Raw genomic sequence first — 16502 nt, 5'->3', positions numbered from 1 at the left:
CCCCGGACCCCCGCTCCTCAAACGCCGGAGGGGCTGATAATGCCGCCAGCGCCGGAAAGGCTGGAGCGCACCGTGCGCGCCCAGAATCCCCGCACGCTCCTCACCACTTCGGTGGGCTCGCGATCGACCGGGCCAGTACGTCGTCCAGGATCTGGGCCGTCGTGGGTATGTCCAGCTGGGAGTTGTCGATGATGGGAAGCCCGGAGCCGTACCAGCCGGCCATGCGGCCGTGGATGCGGGCCACCTCCTCGTCGGTGAGGCGGCGGTTGCCCGTGCGCTCGGCGTTGCGTTCCAGGACGATCTCCAGGCCGGGCAGGAGGACGACCGGCAGCAGGCCGGGCCCGACGTGCCGCTTCCAGCCACCGAGGCCGACGACCGGGCGGTCGGGGAAGACGGCGTCGTCGAGGATGCAGGAGATGCCGTTCGCCAGGAAGTTGCGGGCGGCGAAACCACAGGTGCGGCGGGCGAGACGGTACTGCGCCTCCGAGTGGTCGTTCCACCCGGACTGCGGGTCGGCGAAGCCCGAGCGCACCCATTCACGAACGTCGTCCAGGCTGATGTGAGCTGTGGGCACCCGCCGGTGGTCCGCCCAGTACTTGGCCACGCTGGTCTTGCCCGCGCCGGCCGGGCCGATAAGCAGGACCGCGAGCGTGGTGGACGTCGCGTCGGACGCGCCGGCGGTCGGTGGTGCGCTCGGCATGCCGACGGGGCCGCCGGGCGGCAGTTGCACGTGTCCGGTCGTGTCCCGCGACGGTGGCGCGGAGGCGGGTTGCGGCGGTGCGTGGTGCGGGACCTGCGGGGCACCCGGCGGGACCGGGGCTCCGACGAACCCCGGGGCGGGTGGCGGGTTCGACGGTGCGTGACCCGGGTGTCCCGGGTTCTGTCCGGCCGGCGACCACGGGGCCGACGGTCCCTGCCCCGGCTCGTGGGGCGGCGGCAGCGGAGCCCCCACTGCGTGCTGCATCCGGTGCCACTCCGTCTCGTACAGTCACATTGGCGCTGGCAGGCGGGGCACTGGGACCCCGTTCCCTTCCGAACGGTACCGTTCCCGGCCGCCGTTTGGTGAACGGCCGGGAACGGTCCGAAGTGCCCATGCCCACAAGGCGAATCGGGCTTACGGGGTCCGAGTGGTCGTTACTGTCCCACTTCGCCGTAGGCGGCGAGCAGGACGGCCGGGTCGGGGCCCTCCAGGACGGTGGGCTTGGCCAGTCCGTCGAGGACGATGAAGCGCAGCAGGTTGCCGCGGGACTTCTTGTCGACCTTCATCGTCTCCAGCAACTTCGGCCACTGGTCGTGGCGGTAGTGCAGCGGCAGTCCGACCGACTCCAGCACGGTGCGGTGGCGGTCGGCGGTCGCGTCGTCCAACCGGCCCGCCAGACGCCCTAGTTCGGCCGCGAAGTGCATCCCCACGGAGACGGCCGCGCCGTGCCGCCACTTGTAGCGCTCGTTCTTCTCGATCGCGTGCCCGAGGGTGTGCCCGTAGTTGAGGATCTCGCGCAGCCCGGACTCCTTCAGGTCGGACGAGACGACCTCGGCCTTGACCTTGATGGACCGCTCGATCAGCTCGGCCGTGTGCGGACCGGCGGGGGTGCGGGCGGCCTGCGGGTCGGACTCGATGAGCTCCAGGATCACCGGGTCGGCGATGAAGCCGGCCTTGATGACCTCGGCGAGCCCGGACACGTAGTCGTTGACCGGCAGCGAGTCCAGCGCCGCCAGGTCGCACAGCACTCCGGCCGGCGGGTGGAAGGCGCCGACGAGGTTCTTGCCCTCGGCCGTGTTGATGCCGGTCTTGCCGCCGACGGCCGCGTCCACCATGGCCAGCACGGTGGTCGGGACGGCGATCCAGCGCACTCCGCGCAGCCAGGTCGCGGCCACGAATCCGGCCAGGTCAGTGGTGGCGCCGCCGCCCACGCCCACGATGACGTCCGTACGGGTGAATCCGGACTGGCCCAGCGCCTTCCAGCAGTAGGCGGCGACCTCGGCCGTCTTGGCCTCCTCTGCGTTCGGCACCTGGATCGCCACGGCCTCGAAGCCCTGCTCGGCCAGGTCGGCCCGCAGCGCTTCTCCGGTCCCTTCCAGCGCCTCGGGGTGGATGACGGCCACCCGCTTGACCCTGCTGCCGATCAACCCGCCCAGCTCACCGAGGAGTTGCCGGCCGACCAGGACCTCGTACGGGTCGGTGCCCGCCGTGCCGCCGACCTGGATCCTTGTCACGTGGTCTGCCATAACGTCCTCCGGCCGGGGGTCCGGGGGTTGTCCCCCGGGAAATGCAGTCTTCAACTCCAGTGCGTCCAGGACGGCTTGGGTGACCTCTTCGGGGGTGCGGTTGTCGGTGGGGACGACCGCGTGGGCGACCTCGGTGTAGAGGTGACGCCGGGCCTCCATCAGGTCCCGCCACTGCCGGCGCGGGTTGACCGCGAGCAGGGGGCGGGCCGTGTTCAGGCCGGTGCGCTTGACCGCTTCCTCCACGTCCATCGACAGGTAGACCACCCGCAGGCCCGCCAGCGCGGCGCGGGTGTCGGCGTCGAGGATGGAGCCGCCGCCCAGCGCGAGGACGCCGTCGTGTCCGGCGAGCGCGGTGTGCACCGCCTGCTTCTCGATGGCCCGGAAGGCGGGCTCGCCCTCGTCGACGAAGATGTCGGCGATCGTGCGGCCCTGCGACACGACGATGTCCTCGTCCGTGTCCCGGTAGGCGCAGTCGAGCCGCTCGGCCAGCAGCTGCCCGACGGTGGACTTGCCCACGCCCATCGGGCCGACCAGGACGACCAGCGGGCCGTTCGTCGAACCGCTCATCGAACCGCTCATCGAATCGCCAGGTTCTCGAGGTACGAGGTCACGTTGCGGCGGGTCTCGGTCACGCTGTCGCCGCCGAACTTCTCCGCGACGGCGTCGGCGAGCACGAGCGCGACCATGGCCTCGGCGACGATGCCGGCGGCCGGGACCGCGCAGACGTCGGAGCGCTGGTGGTGGGCCTTGGTCGCCTCACCGGTGACCACGTCGATCGTGGCCAGGGCCCGCGGTACGGTCGCGATCGGCTTCATGGCCGCCCGTACACGCAGCAGCTCGCCGGTGGTCAGTCCGCCCTCGGTGCCGCCCGAGCGGCCCGTGGCGCGCCTGACGCCCTCGTCCGTCCGCACGATCTCGTCGTGCGCCTTCGAGCCCGGCACCCGCGCCAGCTCGAAGCCGTCCCCGACCTCGACGCCCTTGATGGCCTGGATGCCCATCAGCGCGCCCGCGAGGCGCGCGTCCAGCCGCCGGTCCCAGTGCACGTGCGAGCCGAGGCCCACGGGCACTCCGTACGCCAGCACCTCGACCACACCACCGAGGGTGTCGCCGTCCTTGTGGGCCTGGTCGATCTCCGCGACCATCGCCTTCGACGCGTCCGCGTCCAGGCAGCGCACCGGGTCAGCGTCCAGCTTCTCGACGTCCGAGGGCTTGGGGAGGACGCCGTAGGGCGCCTTCGCCGCCGCCAGCTCCACCACGTGCGAGACGATCTCGATCCCGGCGGTCTCCTTCAAGTACGACCGCGCCACCGCGCCCAGCGCCACCCGGGCGGCCGTCTCCCGGGCGCTCGCCCGCTCCAGCACCGGACGCGCCTCGTCGAACCCGTACTTCTGCATGCCCGCGAGGTCCGCGTGGCCGGGACGGGGGCGGGTCAGCGGTGCGTTGCGCGCGAGGTCGGCCAGGATCTCCGGGTCCACCGGGTCGGCCGCCATCACCTGTTCCCACTTGGGCCACTCGGTGTTGCCGACCATGATCGCCACTGGGGAGCCCATGGTCAGGCCGTGCCGTACCCCGCCGATGAAGGTGATCTCGTCGCGCTCGAACTTCATCCGCGCACCGCGTCCATAGCCGAGCCGCCGCCGCGCCAAGTGGTCCGCCACCATCTCCGTGGTGATCGGCACGCCGGCGGGAAGGCCCTCCAGCGTCGCGACGAGTGCGGGACCGTGGGACTCCCCCGCGGTCAGCCAGCGCAACCTGCTCAACGGTGCTCCTCAGTGCTCGCGCCCTGGTACTGCTTACTGCCTTTGCGTACGCGCGTCCTCGCGTACGGCGACGGCGCCACCCGGTGCGCGGCCCGGGCCCGCCACCTCCGATCCTCCCACGTCCGTGGCCGGGGCCGGTCGCGGGTCCATCAGGCGGACGTGACGGGATCATGGAGGGATCAGGCCGCGCCGTCCCCCGGTCGTTGCTGCGGCGCGTACGAGCCCAGGAAGTCCGCGCCGCTGACCTGCTGGGCCGGCCGGGCGGCCTGCGCGGGCTCCGTCTGCTGGGGCGCGTAGGCGCCCAGATAGTCGGCCCCGCGCCCCTGGCCGTACTGCGCCGCCGCGTGGACGGGCTGGCCGCCTCGCACGGCACGCCGATAGGCCAGCTTGCGCTTCAGTTTGACGACCCACGACCCGACGACGGCGAGCGCGATCAGCGCGAGCGCCGAGATCTGCACCCAGTCGGGCAGGAATCCCAGTACGGCCTCGAAAATCTGGCTCTTGACGGACGCCAGAGGCACACCTGTGGACATGAACTGCTTCCCCCCGGTACTGCTTTCCCCTGTCCCGCCCCCTGCGGAACCGAACGGATCTTACCGGTCGGTCAGGGCGTGTTCCCCTGCTTTTCGCATGACACCCAGCGGGGCGGGGGCACGCCCCGTCATCTGCTCGACCTGGAGCACCGCCTGGTGCACGAGCAGGTCGAGCCCGCTGACGACCGCGCCTCCGTACGCGGACCAGCGCGCCGCGAGCGTGGTCGGCCACGGGTCGTAGAGCACGTCGAACAGGGTCGCGGGCCGTTCCGGGACAGCGGATGCCAGGGCGTCGGTCGTGCCGGCCGGGGTCGTGGCGATGACGAGCGGTGCGCGCAGGGCCTGTTCCGCGTCCGCCCAGTCCGCCGTGCGCACGTCGACGTCGAGCCGCTCGCCCCACTGCCGCATCTCGGCGGCGCGGGCCTCGCTCCGTACGTAGGCCACGACCTCGCCCGTGCAGATCCGTGCGAGCGCCGCCAGCGCGGAGGACGCGGTGGCGCCCGCGCCGAGGATCGCCGCGGAGTCCACCTGCTCGATGCCGTGCTCGCGCAGGGCGTTGACCATGCCGGGGATGTCGGTGTTGTCACCGAGGCGCTGCCCGTCCTCGGTGAACACGACGGTGTTGACGGCCTCGACGGAGGCCGCGGTGTCGCTGATCCCGTCGAGCAGCGGGATGACGGCCCGCTTCAGCGGCATGGTCAGCGACAGCCCGGCCCAGTCGGGACCCAGCTTCCCGAAGAACTCCGGCAGCGCCTCCTCGTCGATCTCGAAGCGATCGTAGGACCAGTCGTCGAGCCCCAGCGCCGAGTAGGCCGCCCGGTGCAGCACCGGGGAGAGCGAGTGGGCGATCGGGGAGCCGAGAACGGCGGCTCGGCGCTTGCTGTCGCTGCGGGTCATTATCCGTTCTTCTGCTCTTCGAGGTACTTCTCGCGATTGCGGTTCTGCTCTTCGTTGGTCTCGGCGAAGAGGGTCTCGTCCTCGCTGACCGAGACGAAGTAGTACCAGTTGCCCTTGGCCGGGTTGAGGGCGGCCTCGAGCGCCACCTGGCCCGGGTTGGCGATCGGTCCGGGCGGCAGACCCTTGATCTTGTAGGTGTTGTACGGGTCGTTGATCTGCCTCAGCTGGTCGACCGACCCCGTGGCCAGCTTGGACTCGCCGCGCAGGTAGTTCACCGTGGAGTCGAAGTCGAGCAGTCCGTAGGTCTCGGTGTTGTTCGGCTTGAGCCGGTTGTAGACGACCCTCGCGACCTTCTCGAAGTCGTCCTTGGACTTGCCCTCGGCCTGGACGAGGCTCGCGACGGTGAGGACCTGGAGCGGATTGTCGAGGTCCAGCGCCTCTGCCTTCTTCTCCAGCCCGAGTTGGGTGTACTTCTGCTTGGCGAGGGCGACCATTTCCTTCAGGACGTCCTCGGGCTTCATGCCCTTGGACACGGGATAGCTGGACGGGTAGAGGAATCCCTCCAGCGGCTCCTTGATCTCCTTGTTGTCGTTCGCCCAGTCCGGAAGGCCGAGGGACTTCCAGTCCTTCTTGGCGACCGACTCGGTTGTACCCGCCTTGACTTCCAGGCGCTTGTCGATCAGCTCGTAGATCTGCTTGTTGCGCTGTCCCTCGGCGATGACCAGGTTGTTGCGGCTCTCGTCGCTGAGCATGAGGGCGACGGCGCTGGCGGCGGACATCTGCTTCTTGAGCGTGTAGACGCCGTCCTGGATCGTGTCACCCTTGGCGTTGTTCGCCTGGGCCGTCACGAAGGCGTCGACACTCTTGACGACCCCGGCCTTCTTCAGTGCCTGCCCGATCGCGTAACCGCCCGCGCCCTTCGGAATGGTGACGCTCACCGACTCGCTCGTGCCCTCCCCCGCGTAGTCGGGAGCCGCGCCGAAACGATTTTGGTAGTACTGGTACCCGAAATAGCCGACTCCGCCGACACCACCGCCGAGGACGAGGACCACCACCAGGCAGGCGAAACCGTTGCGGCCCTTCTTGCCGGCCTTGGCACCCTTGCCGCCCTTGCCCTTCCGGTCGCCGCGTCCGCCGCGACCGTCCGGATCGTCGGAGTCGTCGTCATCGTCGTCGTTGCCGCCCGCGAAGAAGGCGTGCTCACCCTGGTCCGGGCCAGGGTCCCAGTCGGTCTGCGGTGGCTCGGGCTCGGTCCGGCGGACCGCCTGGGGCTGCGGCTCCGGTTCCTGCTGCTGGTGCTGGTGCTGCGGGTGTTGCTGATGCTGTGGGTACCCGTCGGCCGTGCCGTAGTAGTCGTGCTGCCCGCCGCCGTACCCGGGGTTCTGGCCCCCGTACGAGTTCGACTGGTCGGCCGGGTAGTGACCCTGGGCGTGCTGCTGCGCGCCGGTGTCCCAACCCCCGCCCTGGTACTGCTGCTGTCCCTGGTCGGGGTACTGCTGGTGACCCTGTCCGTCGTAGTACGGGTACTGCTGCTGCGCCTGACCGTAGTGGGTCTGCTGGCCGTTGCCCCAGTCGCCGTACTGCGGCTGCTGCGGCTGCTCCGGATAGTGCTGCGGCTGGCCGCCGTAGGGGGCCTGCTGACCCGTGTGGGCCTGCTGTCCTCCCCATCCGCCGTCCCCGTACAACGGGTCCTCGGGATGCCACGGTTCGGAGCCTGGGCTCCGGCCATACTCAGTCATCGATCCCCTAGAGCCGCGAGGCGGCGGTCGCGCGGCTCCGCTTCCGTCCCGCCTCGATCTGTGCGGCAGCTGTTCGAATGCTGCCGCATCGCGCCGGAACGTTACCGTATCGCGATCAGATGACCACTTCGATGCCATCGCCGGGTGCGGTACCTGACACCCGTTCGGATTCGAGCGCCTGTTGGAGGATGATCACGGCCGCTGCCTGGTCAATGACCGATCTGCCCTTCTTGGACTTCACACCGGAAGCCCGGAGTCCCTGACTGGCCGTCACCGTGGTCATCCTCTCGTCCACGAGCCTCACCGGAACGGGGACGATACCGCGGGCCAACTCCTCCGCGAAGCCCCTCACTTTGACCGCCGCCGGTCCCTCGCCGCCCTTCAGGGAGCGAGGGAGGCCGACGATGACCTCGATGGGCTCGTACTCCTCGACGAGCTGCTTCAACCGGCGCTGCGCGGCCGGGACATCACGTCCCGGAACCGTCTCGACGGGTGTCGCGAGGATCCCGTCGGGGTCGCACGAGGCGACCCCGATCCGGGCGTCCCCGACATCGATGGCGAGCCGACGTCCTTTACGCATACTCACAGCAGATTCTTACGTTGTCCCTACAGGCCCTACTTGGCCGTCTCACCGACGAGGCGCTCGACCGCGTCGACGGCCTCGCCGACGGCGGCCGCGTTCTGGCCGCCACCCTGGGCGACGTCCGGCTTGCCGCCACCGCCGCCGCCGAGGGTCTTGGCGGCGGTGCGGACCAGGTCGCCGGCCTTCAGGCCGCGCTCGCGGGCGGCCTCGTTGGTGGCGATGACCGTCAGCGGCTTGCCGTTGTTCACCGTGAACAGGGCGACCACGGCGGCCCGGCCGCCCTGGAAGCGGCCGCGCACGTCGAGGACCAGCTTGCGCAGGTCGTCGGGGGCCGTGCCGTCCGGTACCTGGCCGGTGACAAGTGCGATGCCCCGCACGTCCTTGGCGGACTCGGCGAGCCCCGCGGCGGCCTGGAGGACCTTCTCCGCGCGGAACTTCTCGATCTCCTTCTCGGCGTCCTTCAGCTTGCCGAGCATGGCGGAGACCTTCTCCGGGAGCTCCTCGGGGCGGCCCTTGATCAACTCCTGGAGCTGGGCCACGACCGTGTGCTCACGGGCCAGGAAGTTGTAGGCGTCGACGCCGACCAGGGCCTCGATACGGCGCACACCGGAGCCGATCGAGGACTCGCCGAGAAGCTTCACCAGGCCCAGCTGGGCGGTGTTGTGGACGTGCGTGCCGCCGCACAGCTCCTTGGAGAAGTCGCCGATGGTCACGACGCGGACGCGGTCGCCGTACTTCTCGCCGAACTCGGCGATGGCGCCCTGCTTCTTGGCCTCGTCGATGCCCATGACCTCGGCCTGCACGTCCAGGTCGCGGGCGAGCACCTCGTTGATCTTCTGCTCGACGTCGGTCATCACGGCCGTCGGAACGGCGGACGGCGAACCGAAGTCGAAGCGGAAGCGGCCCGGCTGGTTCTCGGAACCGGCCTGGGCGGCCGTCGGGCCGAGGGCGTCGCGCAGGGCCTGGTGCGTGAGGTGCGTGGCCGAGTGGGCGCGGGCGATGGCCGTGCGGCGGCGGTGGTCGATCGAGGCGTGGGCCGTGGCGCCGACGGTGATCTCGCCGACCTGGACGACGCCCTTGTGGACGTACACGCCCGGGACCGGCTTCTGGCAGTCGCGGACCTCGATGACGGCACCGGAGTCGGCCTTGATCCGGCCGGTGTCGCCGATCTGGCCGCCGCCCTCGGCGTAGAACGGGGTGCGGTCGAGGACGATCTCGACCTCGTCGCCCTCGGTGGCGGCCGGCGAGGGCACGCCGTCGACGAGGATGCCGACGACCGTGGACTCGCCCTCGGTGTCCGCGTAGCCGATGAAGTCGGTCTCGCCGGCCTTGTCGGCGATCTCGCGGTAGGCGCCGAGGTCGGCGTGGCCGGTCTTCTTGGACCGGGCGTCGGCCTTGGCGCGCTCCCGCTGCTCCTTCATCAGGCGGCGGAAGCCGTCCTCGTCCACGGACAGGCCCTGCTCGGCGGCCATCTCGAGGGTGAGGTCGATCGGGAAGCCCCAGGTGTCGTGGAGCAGGAACGCCTTGTCGCCGGGCAGGACAGTCGATCCGGCGGCCTTCGTGTCGCTCACGGCGGTGTCGAGGACGTTCGTGCCGGAGTTGAGCGTCTTGAGGAAGCGGGCCTCCTCGGCGAGGGCCACCTTCTCGATGCGCTCGCGGTCGGTGATGAGCTCGGGGTACTGCTGGCCCATCATCTCGATCACGGTGTCGATCAGGGTCTTCACGACCGGACCGGTGGCGCCGAGGAGCCGCATGTTGCGGATGGCGCGGCGCATGATGCGGCGCAGGACGTAGCCACGGCCCTCGTTGCCGGGGGTGACGCCGTCGCCGATGAGCATCACGGAGGTGCGCATGTGGTCGGTGACCACGCGCAGGGACACGTCGGAGGTGTGGGCGTCGCCGTACGAGACACCGGTCAGCTCGGTGGCCTTGTTGATGACGGCCATGGAGGTGTCGATCTCGTACATGTTCTGCACGCCCTGCAGAATCATGGCGAGCCGCTCCATGCCGAGACCCGTGTCGATGTTCTTGCTCGGCAGGTCTCCAAGGATCTCGAAGTCCTCCTTGCTGGTGCCCTCGCCGCGCTCGTACTGCATGAAGACGAGGTTCCAGATCTCCACGTACCGCTCGTCGTTGACGGCGGGGCCGCCCTCGACGCCGAACTCGGGGCCGCGGTCGTAGTTGATCTCGGAACACGGACCACAGGGGCCCGGGACGCCCATGGACCAGTAGTTGTCCTTCATGCCCAGGCGCTGGATGCGCTCCTTGGGCACGCCGACGACGTCGTGCCAGATGCGCTCGGCCTCGTCGTCGTCCTTGTAGACGGTGATCCAGAGCTTCTCAGGGTCCAGGCCGTAACCACCCTTGTCCTGAGAGCCGGTGAGCAGCTCCCAGGCGTACTTGATGGCGCCTTCCTTGAAGTAGTCGCCGAAGGAGAAGTTGCCGCACATCTGGAAGAACGTGCCGTGCCGGGTGGTCTTGCCGACCTCCTCGATGTCCGGCGTGCGCACGCACTTCTGCACGCTGGTGGCGCGCTGGTACGGCGGCGTGGTCTCGCCCAGGAAGTAGGGCTTGAAGGGCACCATGCCGGCGTTGACGAGGAGCAGAGTCGGGTCGTCCGCGATGAGCGACGCCGAAGGGACGACGGTGTGACCGCGCTCCTCGAAGAAGCTCAACCAGCGGCGGCGGATTTCAGCCGACTCCATCAGTGGTCCTCATTCCGGTTGTACGAGTACGTCGTCCCGTCGACGACGTACGTCTTCGGCTTGTTGCGGTTCTCGATCGCGGCGTGGTGCCGGGGCGCGGGGAGTTCGTGGTCGACGGGCGCGTTCAGGCCGAGCGCGTCGTCGAGTTCGGCCTCGCGCTGGGCCATGCCGTCGCGGACGTCGAGTGCGAAGCCGACCGCGCGGTCCTTGAGCCGGTGGCCGGTCTCGAGTGCCTTGTTCGCCGCGGTCGCGGCGAGGCTCTCGGGGGTCAGCTGCTTCAGCTTGCGGTTGACCTTGGTGGTGGCCCACACGCCCGCGGCTGCGCCTGCGGTGAACCAGAACGTACGGCGGAACATGCGGTCAGTCCCTCTTATCCCGGGTGTTCCGCTTCCCCCGCCGCGCGGACGGGACGGTGCGGCCCACGATCACGGTGCGTCGGGGCGTCTTGGCGGCGGGCGCGTCCTCACGGCGGCTGATGGCGCGGCGCACGCCGTAGCCGAACGCCGCCACCTTCACCAGGGGGCCGCCGAAGGTGGACGCGACGGTGGTGGAGAGCGCCGACGCGTTCGACGTGACTTCCTGGACGTCCGTCGCGATCGCGTCGACCCGGTCGATCTGGGTCTGCGCGGAGCGGACCGCGGAGGAGGCGTCGGCGAGGAGTGGGACGGCCTGGTCGGTCACGTCCGCCACCAGCTTGGTGGTCGCCTTGAGCGTCTGGGCCAGCCTCGCCAGTGCGACAGCGAGGAAGGAGACCAGGATCGCCCAGAAGACGGCCACCAGGATCCCGGCCACCTCTCCACCGGACACTTGTGCACCCGCTCCCTGGATCATGTCGGAACATGCCTGAACGTCGAAAAGTCGTGCCCCCGAGCCTATCGCGCCGGGGGTGTCACTCCGTACCGCATTACCTGGCCGCGGGCCACCCGGCTGCGGCCGGAGACGCGAGAGCCCGCCGTCCCGTCCGCCACGCAGGGCGGGGAGACGACGGGCTGACGCGCTGGAAGTGCTACGTCCGCTCGCGCTGTGGGGCGATCAGCGGGCGTAGTACTCGACGACGAGCTGCTCGTCGCAGATCACCGGGATCTCCTTGCGGTTCGGCTCGCGGTCCAGGCGGAACGCCAGGGCCTTGAGGTTCACCTGGAGGTAGCGCGGGGTCTCGCCGTCGGCGGCGAAGCCACCCTCACGGGCGACCTCGAACAGCGGCTTCTGACGGCTGCGCTCACGGACCATGACGACGTCGTCCGGCTTGACGCGGAAGGACGGCTTGTCGACCTTGTGGCCGTTGACCTCGATGTGGCCGTGGACGACCATCTGGCGGGCCTGGTAGATCGTGCGGGCGATGCCCGAACGCAGGACCAGGGCGTCGAGACGACGCTCCAGCTCGATGATCAGGGCCTCACCGGTCTTGCCCTGAACCTTGGAGGCACGGTCGTAGGCGCGGACGAGCTGGCGCTCGGACACGTCGTACTGGGCGCGCAGGCGCTGCTTCTCGAGCAGACGGACCTTGTAGTCCGAGTTCTGCTTGCGGCCGCGGCCGTGCTCGCCCGGCGGGTAGGGGCGGGCCTCGAAGTACTTGACGGCCTTCGGGGTCAGCGCGATGCCGAGGGCACGCGACTTCTTGACCTTGGGGCGGGACTGGTTCGCCACTTCTCTTCTCTTCTCTCAGTTTCGGCTTCCCCAGGGTTACGGGAGGTCGCATCCGCAGCCGGGGAAACCCGCCGGGTCCGTACAGGACCTGCCGGGCAGCCGCTCCCCTGATCTGGGCACATACGTGCAGCACGCGAGTGGCCCACCGACCGCTCCCGATGGATCGGGTGGTGGTGGGCTGCCCGCGACACCGTTCGACGGTGCGCGACGCTCCTGGATCCTCTTTCGGGGATCCGGCTGGATGTCCCGTTCTGGGGCACCGACCGGGGCCGGACACGGGACGCAGCACTGTGAAGGAGTCTACAGGGGGCTCAGGACTGCTTTCGCCCGAGGTGCCTCCTGGTCCACTCCACCGCGTCCGCGTACCGGGCCTCGGCGCCGTGCCGGGTCGGGGTGTAGTACTCGCGGTCCTGGAGGGCGTCCGGGGCGTACTGCTGGGAGGCGATCCCCTCGGGCAGGTCGTGTGGGTAGACGTAGCCCTGCGCGTGCCCCAGCTTGGCCGCGCCCTTGTAGTGGCCGTCCCGCAGGTGCGGCGGCACGGGGCCCGCCAGGCCCTTGCGGACGTCCTCCATGGCGGCGCCGATCGCCATGGTCGCCGCGTTGGACTTGGGGGCGAGGGCCAGCGCAATGGTGGCGTGGCTGAGGGTGAGCGCGGCCTCGGGGAAGCCGATCATGGCGACGGCTTGTGCGGCGGCGACGGCTATGGGCAGTGCGTTCGGATCGGCGAGGCCGATGTCCTCGCTGGCGGAGATCATCAGGCGGCGGGCGATGAAGCGGGGGTCCTCGCCGGCCTCGATCATGCGGGCCAGGTAGTGCAGGGCCGCGTCGACGTCGGAGCCGCGGATGGACTTGATGAGGGCGCTCGCCACGTCGTAGTGCTGGTCGCCGGCGCGGTCGTACTTCACGGCGGCGCGGTCGACGGTCTCTTCGAGAGTCGTCAGGCCGATCTCCGTCTCGCCCTTGTCCAGGGCGGCTCCGGCGGCGGCCTCCAGAGCGGTGAGCGCGCGGCGGGCGTCACCGCCGGCGATTCGCAGCAGGTGCTCTTCGGTGTCCTCCGCGAGGGTGACGGCGTCCTTGAGGCCGCGCTCGTCGGTGAGGGCGCGGTGCAGAAGTCCGCGCACGTCGTCGTCGGTGAGCGGTTCGAGGGTGAGGAGGAGGGAGCGGGACAGCAGCGGGGAGATCACCGAGAAGTACGGGTTCTCCGTCGTCGCCGCGATCAGGGTCACCCAGCGGTTCTCCACGGCCGGGAGCAGGGAGTCCTGCTGGGCCTTGCTGAAGCGGTGGATCTCGTCGAGGAAGAGCACAGTCTCCTTGCCGTAGCCGCCGGTGGCGCGGCGGGCGCCGTCGATGACCGTGCGGACCTCCTTGACGCCGGCGGTGATCGCGGAGAGCTCGACGAAGCGCTTGTTGGTGGCCTTGGAGACGACGTACGCGAGGGTTGTCTTGCCCGTACCGGGCGGGCCCCAGAGGATCACCGAGGACGGTCCGGCGGGGCCGCCACCGGACTCGCCGACCAGTCTGCGCAGGGGTGAGCCGGGTTTGAGCAGGTGCTGCTGGCCCACGACCTCGTCGAGGGTGCGCGGGCGCATGCGCACGGCCAGGGGACTGCCGGTCGGGTCCTTCTCCTGGCGTTCTTCGGCGGCTGCGGTGAACAGGTCTGGCTCCACGCTGAAACCCTAAATCACCGCACTGACAGTGCCGCCCCCTGGCGTCAGCTGGTCCAGAAGTCCCACCAGCGGGTCAGGATCAGCATGCCGATGATGCCGACGTGCATCGTGGGCAGGACCCAGGTGAACTCGTCGAAGAAGCCCTTCAGCCACGTCGGCGCGGGCAGGAAGCCCTTGCGGACGTTGAACGACGTCACGTACCAGAACATGACGATCGTGGCGACCCAGGCCAGGCTGCACCACAGGCACAGCGAGTTGATGTTGTACAGCGACTGGTACTGCAGCCAGGTGCAGAAGCCGACGCCGAAGAGCGTGCCGGCGTTGAAGGTGAGCCAGTACCAGCGGGGGAAGGTGGCGCGGGCGAGGAGGCTCATGCCGACGCAGATCACGATGCCGTACGCGACGAGGCCGAGCATCGGGTTGGGGAACCCGAAGGCGGATGCCTGGTCGCTCTTCATGATGTTGCCGCAGGAGACGACGGGGTTCAGGCTGCACCCGGGGGTGAAACCGGGGTCCTCCAGCAGCTTGAACTTGTCGATCGTGATGACCCAGGAGGCCAGCAGGCCGGCTGCGCCGGTGATCAGCAGGAGGATCGCGAAGGCGCGGCTGGCGCCCTCGGTGCGTGGAGTGTGGATCTGTTCCCGCTCCATGGAGACGTCGTCCTTGACCGTCGTCTTGCTCATCTCGTCGTATCCGTAGCGTCGAAGGAGGGCTTCCGGGCACGGTCATTGTGCCGTACACAGGGGGCGGTTCACCGTTCGGTCGGGGGCCGGTTCGCGGCGTGGTGGTCCGGGTCCTCGCCGAAGCGCAGGGTCAGAGCAAAGGCCAGAAGGGCGAGGGCCGCGGTCCCCGCGCCGAGGGTGACGGCTGCACGGCGGCGGCGCCTGCGGCGCGTCGCCCGGTCACGTATCTCGGCGCCGCCGACGACCGGCGGGGTCGCGCAGGTGACGGCCAACTCACGTAATGCGGTGGAGAGTTCAGCGGTAGAAAGTTCGGCGGCAGAGAGTTCATCGGACACGGCCGCTCTCCTTCCGGACCGGCCCGTCGGCCTCGTCCCCCGCAAGTCGCTTCGCCAGCTCCGCCCGCCCCCGGGACAGCCTCGCCTTGACCGTCCCCACGGGCGCGCCGGTCTCGGAGGCTACCTGCTCCACACTCAGATCGCACAAATGGTGCAGTACGATCGCCATCCGCTGGGCCTGGGGCAGTTCGCGCAGGGCGGCCACGAGCGCGGTGTGCTCGGGGCCCGGCCCCGGGGTGGACTCGGGCGGCGGAGTACGCCGTACCAGTTCCAGCCAGCGTCTCGCCCGCCGCCAGCGGCTCACCGCCAGCCGCATGGCCACCGTGCGGATCCACGCCTCGGGAGCGCTGTCGGCCAGGAACTGCTGTCGCCGGTCCCAGGCCCGTACGAACGCTTCCTGAACGACGTCCTGGGCCTCGCCGTGGTCTCCGGTGAAGGCGTAGAGCTGTCCCGTCAGCCGGGGGAACGCGGTCGCGTAGAAAGCGTCGAACTCGTCCTCGGTCATGCCCCCACCGGAATCTGTGCCCTCTCCTTGCAACCCGGCCACCTCCGCCGTGCGTACAGGTTCCGTCCGGGAAGACGGCGCACCGGGGTTCCAGGCTCCCCATTCCTCAACGGCGTTGACTCCTCGGCTGCTCAACCCGTCTACATCAGCGAGCAGTTGATGCCTAGTCCCCCGAGTCCCGAGTCCCCCAGTCCCCGAGCCGAAGGACCGCCCACGTGCCACCGACCCACGACGTGCTCCCCGCCGGCCACGACTTCGCCACGTACGCCCGAACGCACTGGCCCCAGCTGGTCGTGACCGCGCGGCTGCTCACCGACGAACCCGGGGCGGCGGAGGAACTGGTGCGGAGAACGCTGGTGCGGATGTGCGCGCGGTGGCGACGCGTTCCGCGCGGCGACGCGGATTTCCACGTGCGGCGCTCTCTGGTGCAGGGCCATCTGCGCCGGCTGCGTGGACGGCGGGCCGCGCGGCGGCGGGCCGTTCTGGTGCTGCGGGTCTGGGAGGGGATGACGGACGCGGAGATCGCCCAGTTGCTGGGCTGCTCGGTGGGCGCGGTGCGTGCCCATGCCCGACACGGTCTGAAAGCGGCCGGCGCCGACCCCGGACGGCTGCGTGAGGTGTACGCCCATTCCGTCGAGGGAGTGGTCCCGTCCGAGGCGCCGCTGGCCGAACTCCAGGCGGAGGGCCGCGTCCGGAGGCGACGACGCCTCGCCGTGGCCGCGGCCGCCTGCGCGGCGCTGTTCACGCCTGTCGCCCTCTTCGCCGCCGACCGTGTGGGGGGTGACGGTGCGGCTGACGGGACGTCCGGATCCCGGGCAGGGGGCGGCGGTCGTACGGCGACGAGTCCGATCCGGGTCGTGGCGCCGGGCGAGCGGGTGGCCGCCGGGCCGGGGGTACGGGTGTGGCTGACGGCCGACGGTGGGCACTGGTCGGTGCCCGTGGCCCTCACGGGGGACGACAGCGAACGCCCACTCGACGAACCGGGCGTCTCCTTACGGGTGGACTCCGTGAAGGGCGGGTTTCTCATGTCGGGTCTCTTCCGCGGCCTGAGCGGGGAGCCGGGGCGCGTCGAGGTGAGAACCGGCGACGGCAAGGTCACCGCGAAGGTCCTCGTCCTGGCGGGCAGTCCGGGCTGGGGCGTCTGGTACGCGAGCGCTCCGCTGCCCAGCGAGGACATGAAGATGCTCCTCTCCGCGGCCGAGGACGCGGGCCGGGACGGGGA

The 16502-nt window shown here is 70.1% G+C and carries 16 protein-coding genes; 1 reads left to right on the top strand and 15 read right to left on the bottom strand.

Features of this window, described 5'->3' with window-relative positions:
- Nucleotides 1–100 precede the first annotated feature (100 nt).
- The 15 genes from FNH08_RS23855 to FNH08_RS23780 all read right to left on the bottom strand — a co-directional run bounded on the left by FNH08_RS23855 (nucleotide 101) and on the right by FNH08_RS23780 (nucleotide 15280).
- Entirely contained in the window at nucleotides 101–964 is an 864-nt protein-coding gene (locus FNH08_RS23855) for a Pro-rich N-terminal domain-containing protein (RefSeq protein ID WP_152773582.1), read from the bottom strand.
- 170 nt (nucleotides 965–1134) lie between these two features.
- Entirely contained in the window at nucleotides 1135–2793 is a 1659-nt protein-coding gene (gene aroB / locus FNH08_RS23850) for a 3-dehydroquinate synthase (RefSeq protein ID WP_152773581.1), read from the bottom strand.
- 8 nt (nucleotides 2794–2801) lie between these two features.
- Nucleotides 2802–3986: a chorismate synthase gene (aroC, locus tag FNH08_RS23845; RefSeq protein ID WP_152773580.1), complete on the bottom strand. Its 1185-nt coding sequence runs from the start codon at nucleotides 3984–3986 to the stop codon at nucleotides 2802–2804.
- Nucleotides 3987–4165: 179 nt separating this feature from the next.
- Nucleotides 4166–4519, bottom strand: a complete 354-nt coding sequence (locus FNH08_RS23840; protein ID WP_152773579.1) for a hypothetical protein — start codon at nucleotides 4517–4519, stop codon at nucleotides 4166–4168.
- A 60-nt stretch (nucleotides 4520–4579) separates the two neighbouring features.
- Nucleotides 4580–5416, bottom strand: a complete 837-nt coding sequence (locus tag FNH08_RS23835) for a shikimate dehydrogenase (RefSeq protein ID WP_152773578.1) — start codon at nucleotides 5414–5416, stop codon at nucleotides 4580–4582.
- Nucleotides 5416–7155, bottom strand: a complete 1740-nt coding sequence (mltG, locus tag FNH08_RS23830) for an endolytic transglycosylase MltG (protein WP_152773577.1) — start codon at nucleotides 7153–7155, stop codon at nucleotides 5416–5418. The genes FNH08_RS23835 and mltG overlap by 1 nt, the downstream gene beginning before the upstream one ends.
- A 115-nt stretch (nucleotides 7156–7270) precedes the next feature.
- Complete coding sequence (gene ruvX, locus FNH08_RS23820) at nucleotides 7271–7735, bottom strand: Holliday junction resolvase RuvX (protein WP_152773576.1); 465 nt, start codon at nucleotides 7733–7735, stop codon at nucleotides 7271–7273.
- Nucleotides 7736–7770: 35 nt separating this feature from the next.
- On the bottom strand, nucleotides 7771–10443 hold the full coding sequence (gene alaS / locus FNH08_RS23815; protein ID WP_152773575.1) for an alanine--tRNA ligase: 2673 nt from the start codon (nucleotides 10441–10443) through the stop codon (nucleotides 7771–7773).
- On the bottom strand, nucleotides 10443–10799 hold the full coding sequence (locus FNH08_RS23810; RefSeq protein WP_152773574.1) for a DUF6167 family protein: 357 nt from the start codon (nucleotides 10797–10799) through the stop codon (nucleotides 10443–10445). Before FNH08_RS23810 ends, alaS begins: the two co-directional genes overlap by 1 nt.
- Nucleotides 10800–10803: 4 nt before the next feature.
- Nucleotides 10804–11250, bottom strand: a complete 447-nt coding sequence (locus FNH08_RS23805; protein WP_322725213.1) for a DUF948 domain-containing protein — start codon at nucleotides 11248–11250, stop codon at nucleotides 10804–10806.
- 225 nt (nucleotides 11251–11475) lie between these two features.
- Entirely contained in the window at nucleotides 11476–12090 is a 615-nt protein-coding gene (rpsD, locus tag FNH08_RS23800) for a 30S ribosomal protein S4 (RefSeq protein WP_322725212.1), read from the bottom strand.
- 311 nt (nucleotides 12091–12401) lie between these two features.
- Entirely contained in the window at nucleotides 12402–13757 is a 1356-nt protein-coding gene (locus FNH08_RS23795) for a replication-associated recombination protein A (protein WP_322725210.1), read from the bottom strand.
- 44 nt (nucleotides 13758–13801) lie between these two features.
- The gene (locus tag FNH08_RS23790; protein WP_152773572.1) at nucleotides 13802–14440 is read right to left on the bottom strand and encodes a vitamin K epoxide reductase family protein; all 639 of its coding nucleotides are present in this window, start codon (nucleotides 14438–14440) and stop codon (nucleotides 13802–13804) included.
- A gap of 68 nt (nucleotides 14441–14508) precedes the next feature.
- The gene (locus tag FNH08_RS23785) at nucleotides 14509–14775 is read right to left on the bottom strand and encodes a hypothetical protein (RefSeq protein WP_152773571.1); all 267 of its coding nucleotides are present in this window, start codon (nucleotides 14773–14775) and stop codon (nucleotides 14509–14511) included.
- Nucleotides 14765–15280 carry a SigE family RNA polymerase sigma factor gene (locus tag FNH08_RS23780; protein WP_152773570.1) on the bottom strand — a complete coding sequence of 172 codons (516 nt, stop codon included), beginning with the start codon at nucleotides 15278–15280 and terminating at the stop codon, nucleotides 14765–14767. The genes FNH08_RS23785 and FNH08_RS23780 overlap by 11 nt, the downstream gene beginning before the upstream one ends.
- Before the next feature lie 215 nt (nucleotides 15281–15495).
- On the opposite strand from FNH08_RS23780, the gene FNH08_RS23775 reads away from it, so the two are divergent.
- Nucleotides 15496–16502 (top strand): sigma factor-like helix-turn-helix DNA-binding protein (locus tag FNH08_RS23775; RefSeq protein ID WP_265579791.1); only part of this gene is annotated, 1007 nt, incomplete at its 3' end.

This window comes from Streptomyces spongiae (assembly GCF_009377185.1).
Classification (GTDB): domain Bacteria; phylum Actinomycetota; class Actinomycetes; order Streptomycetales; family Streptomycetaceae; genus Streptomyces; species Streptomyces spongiae.
This window is presented reverse-complemented; position numbering and strand designations above follow the sequence as displayed.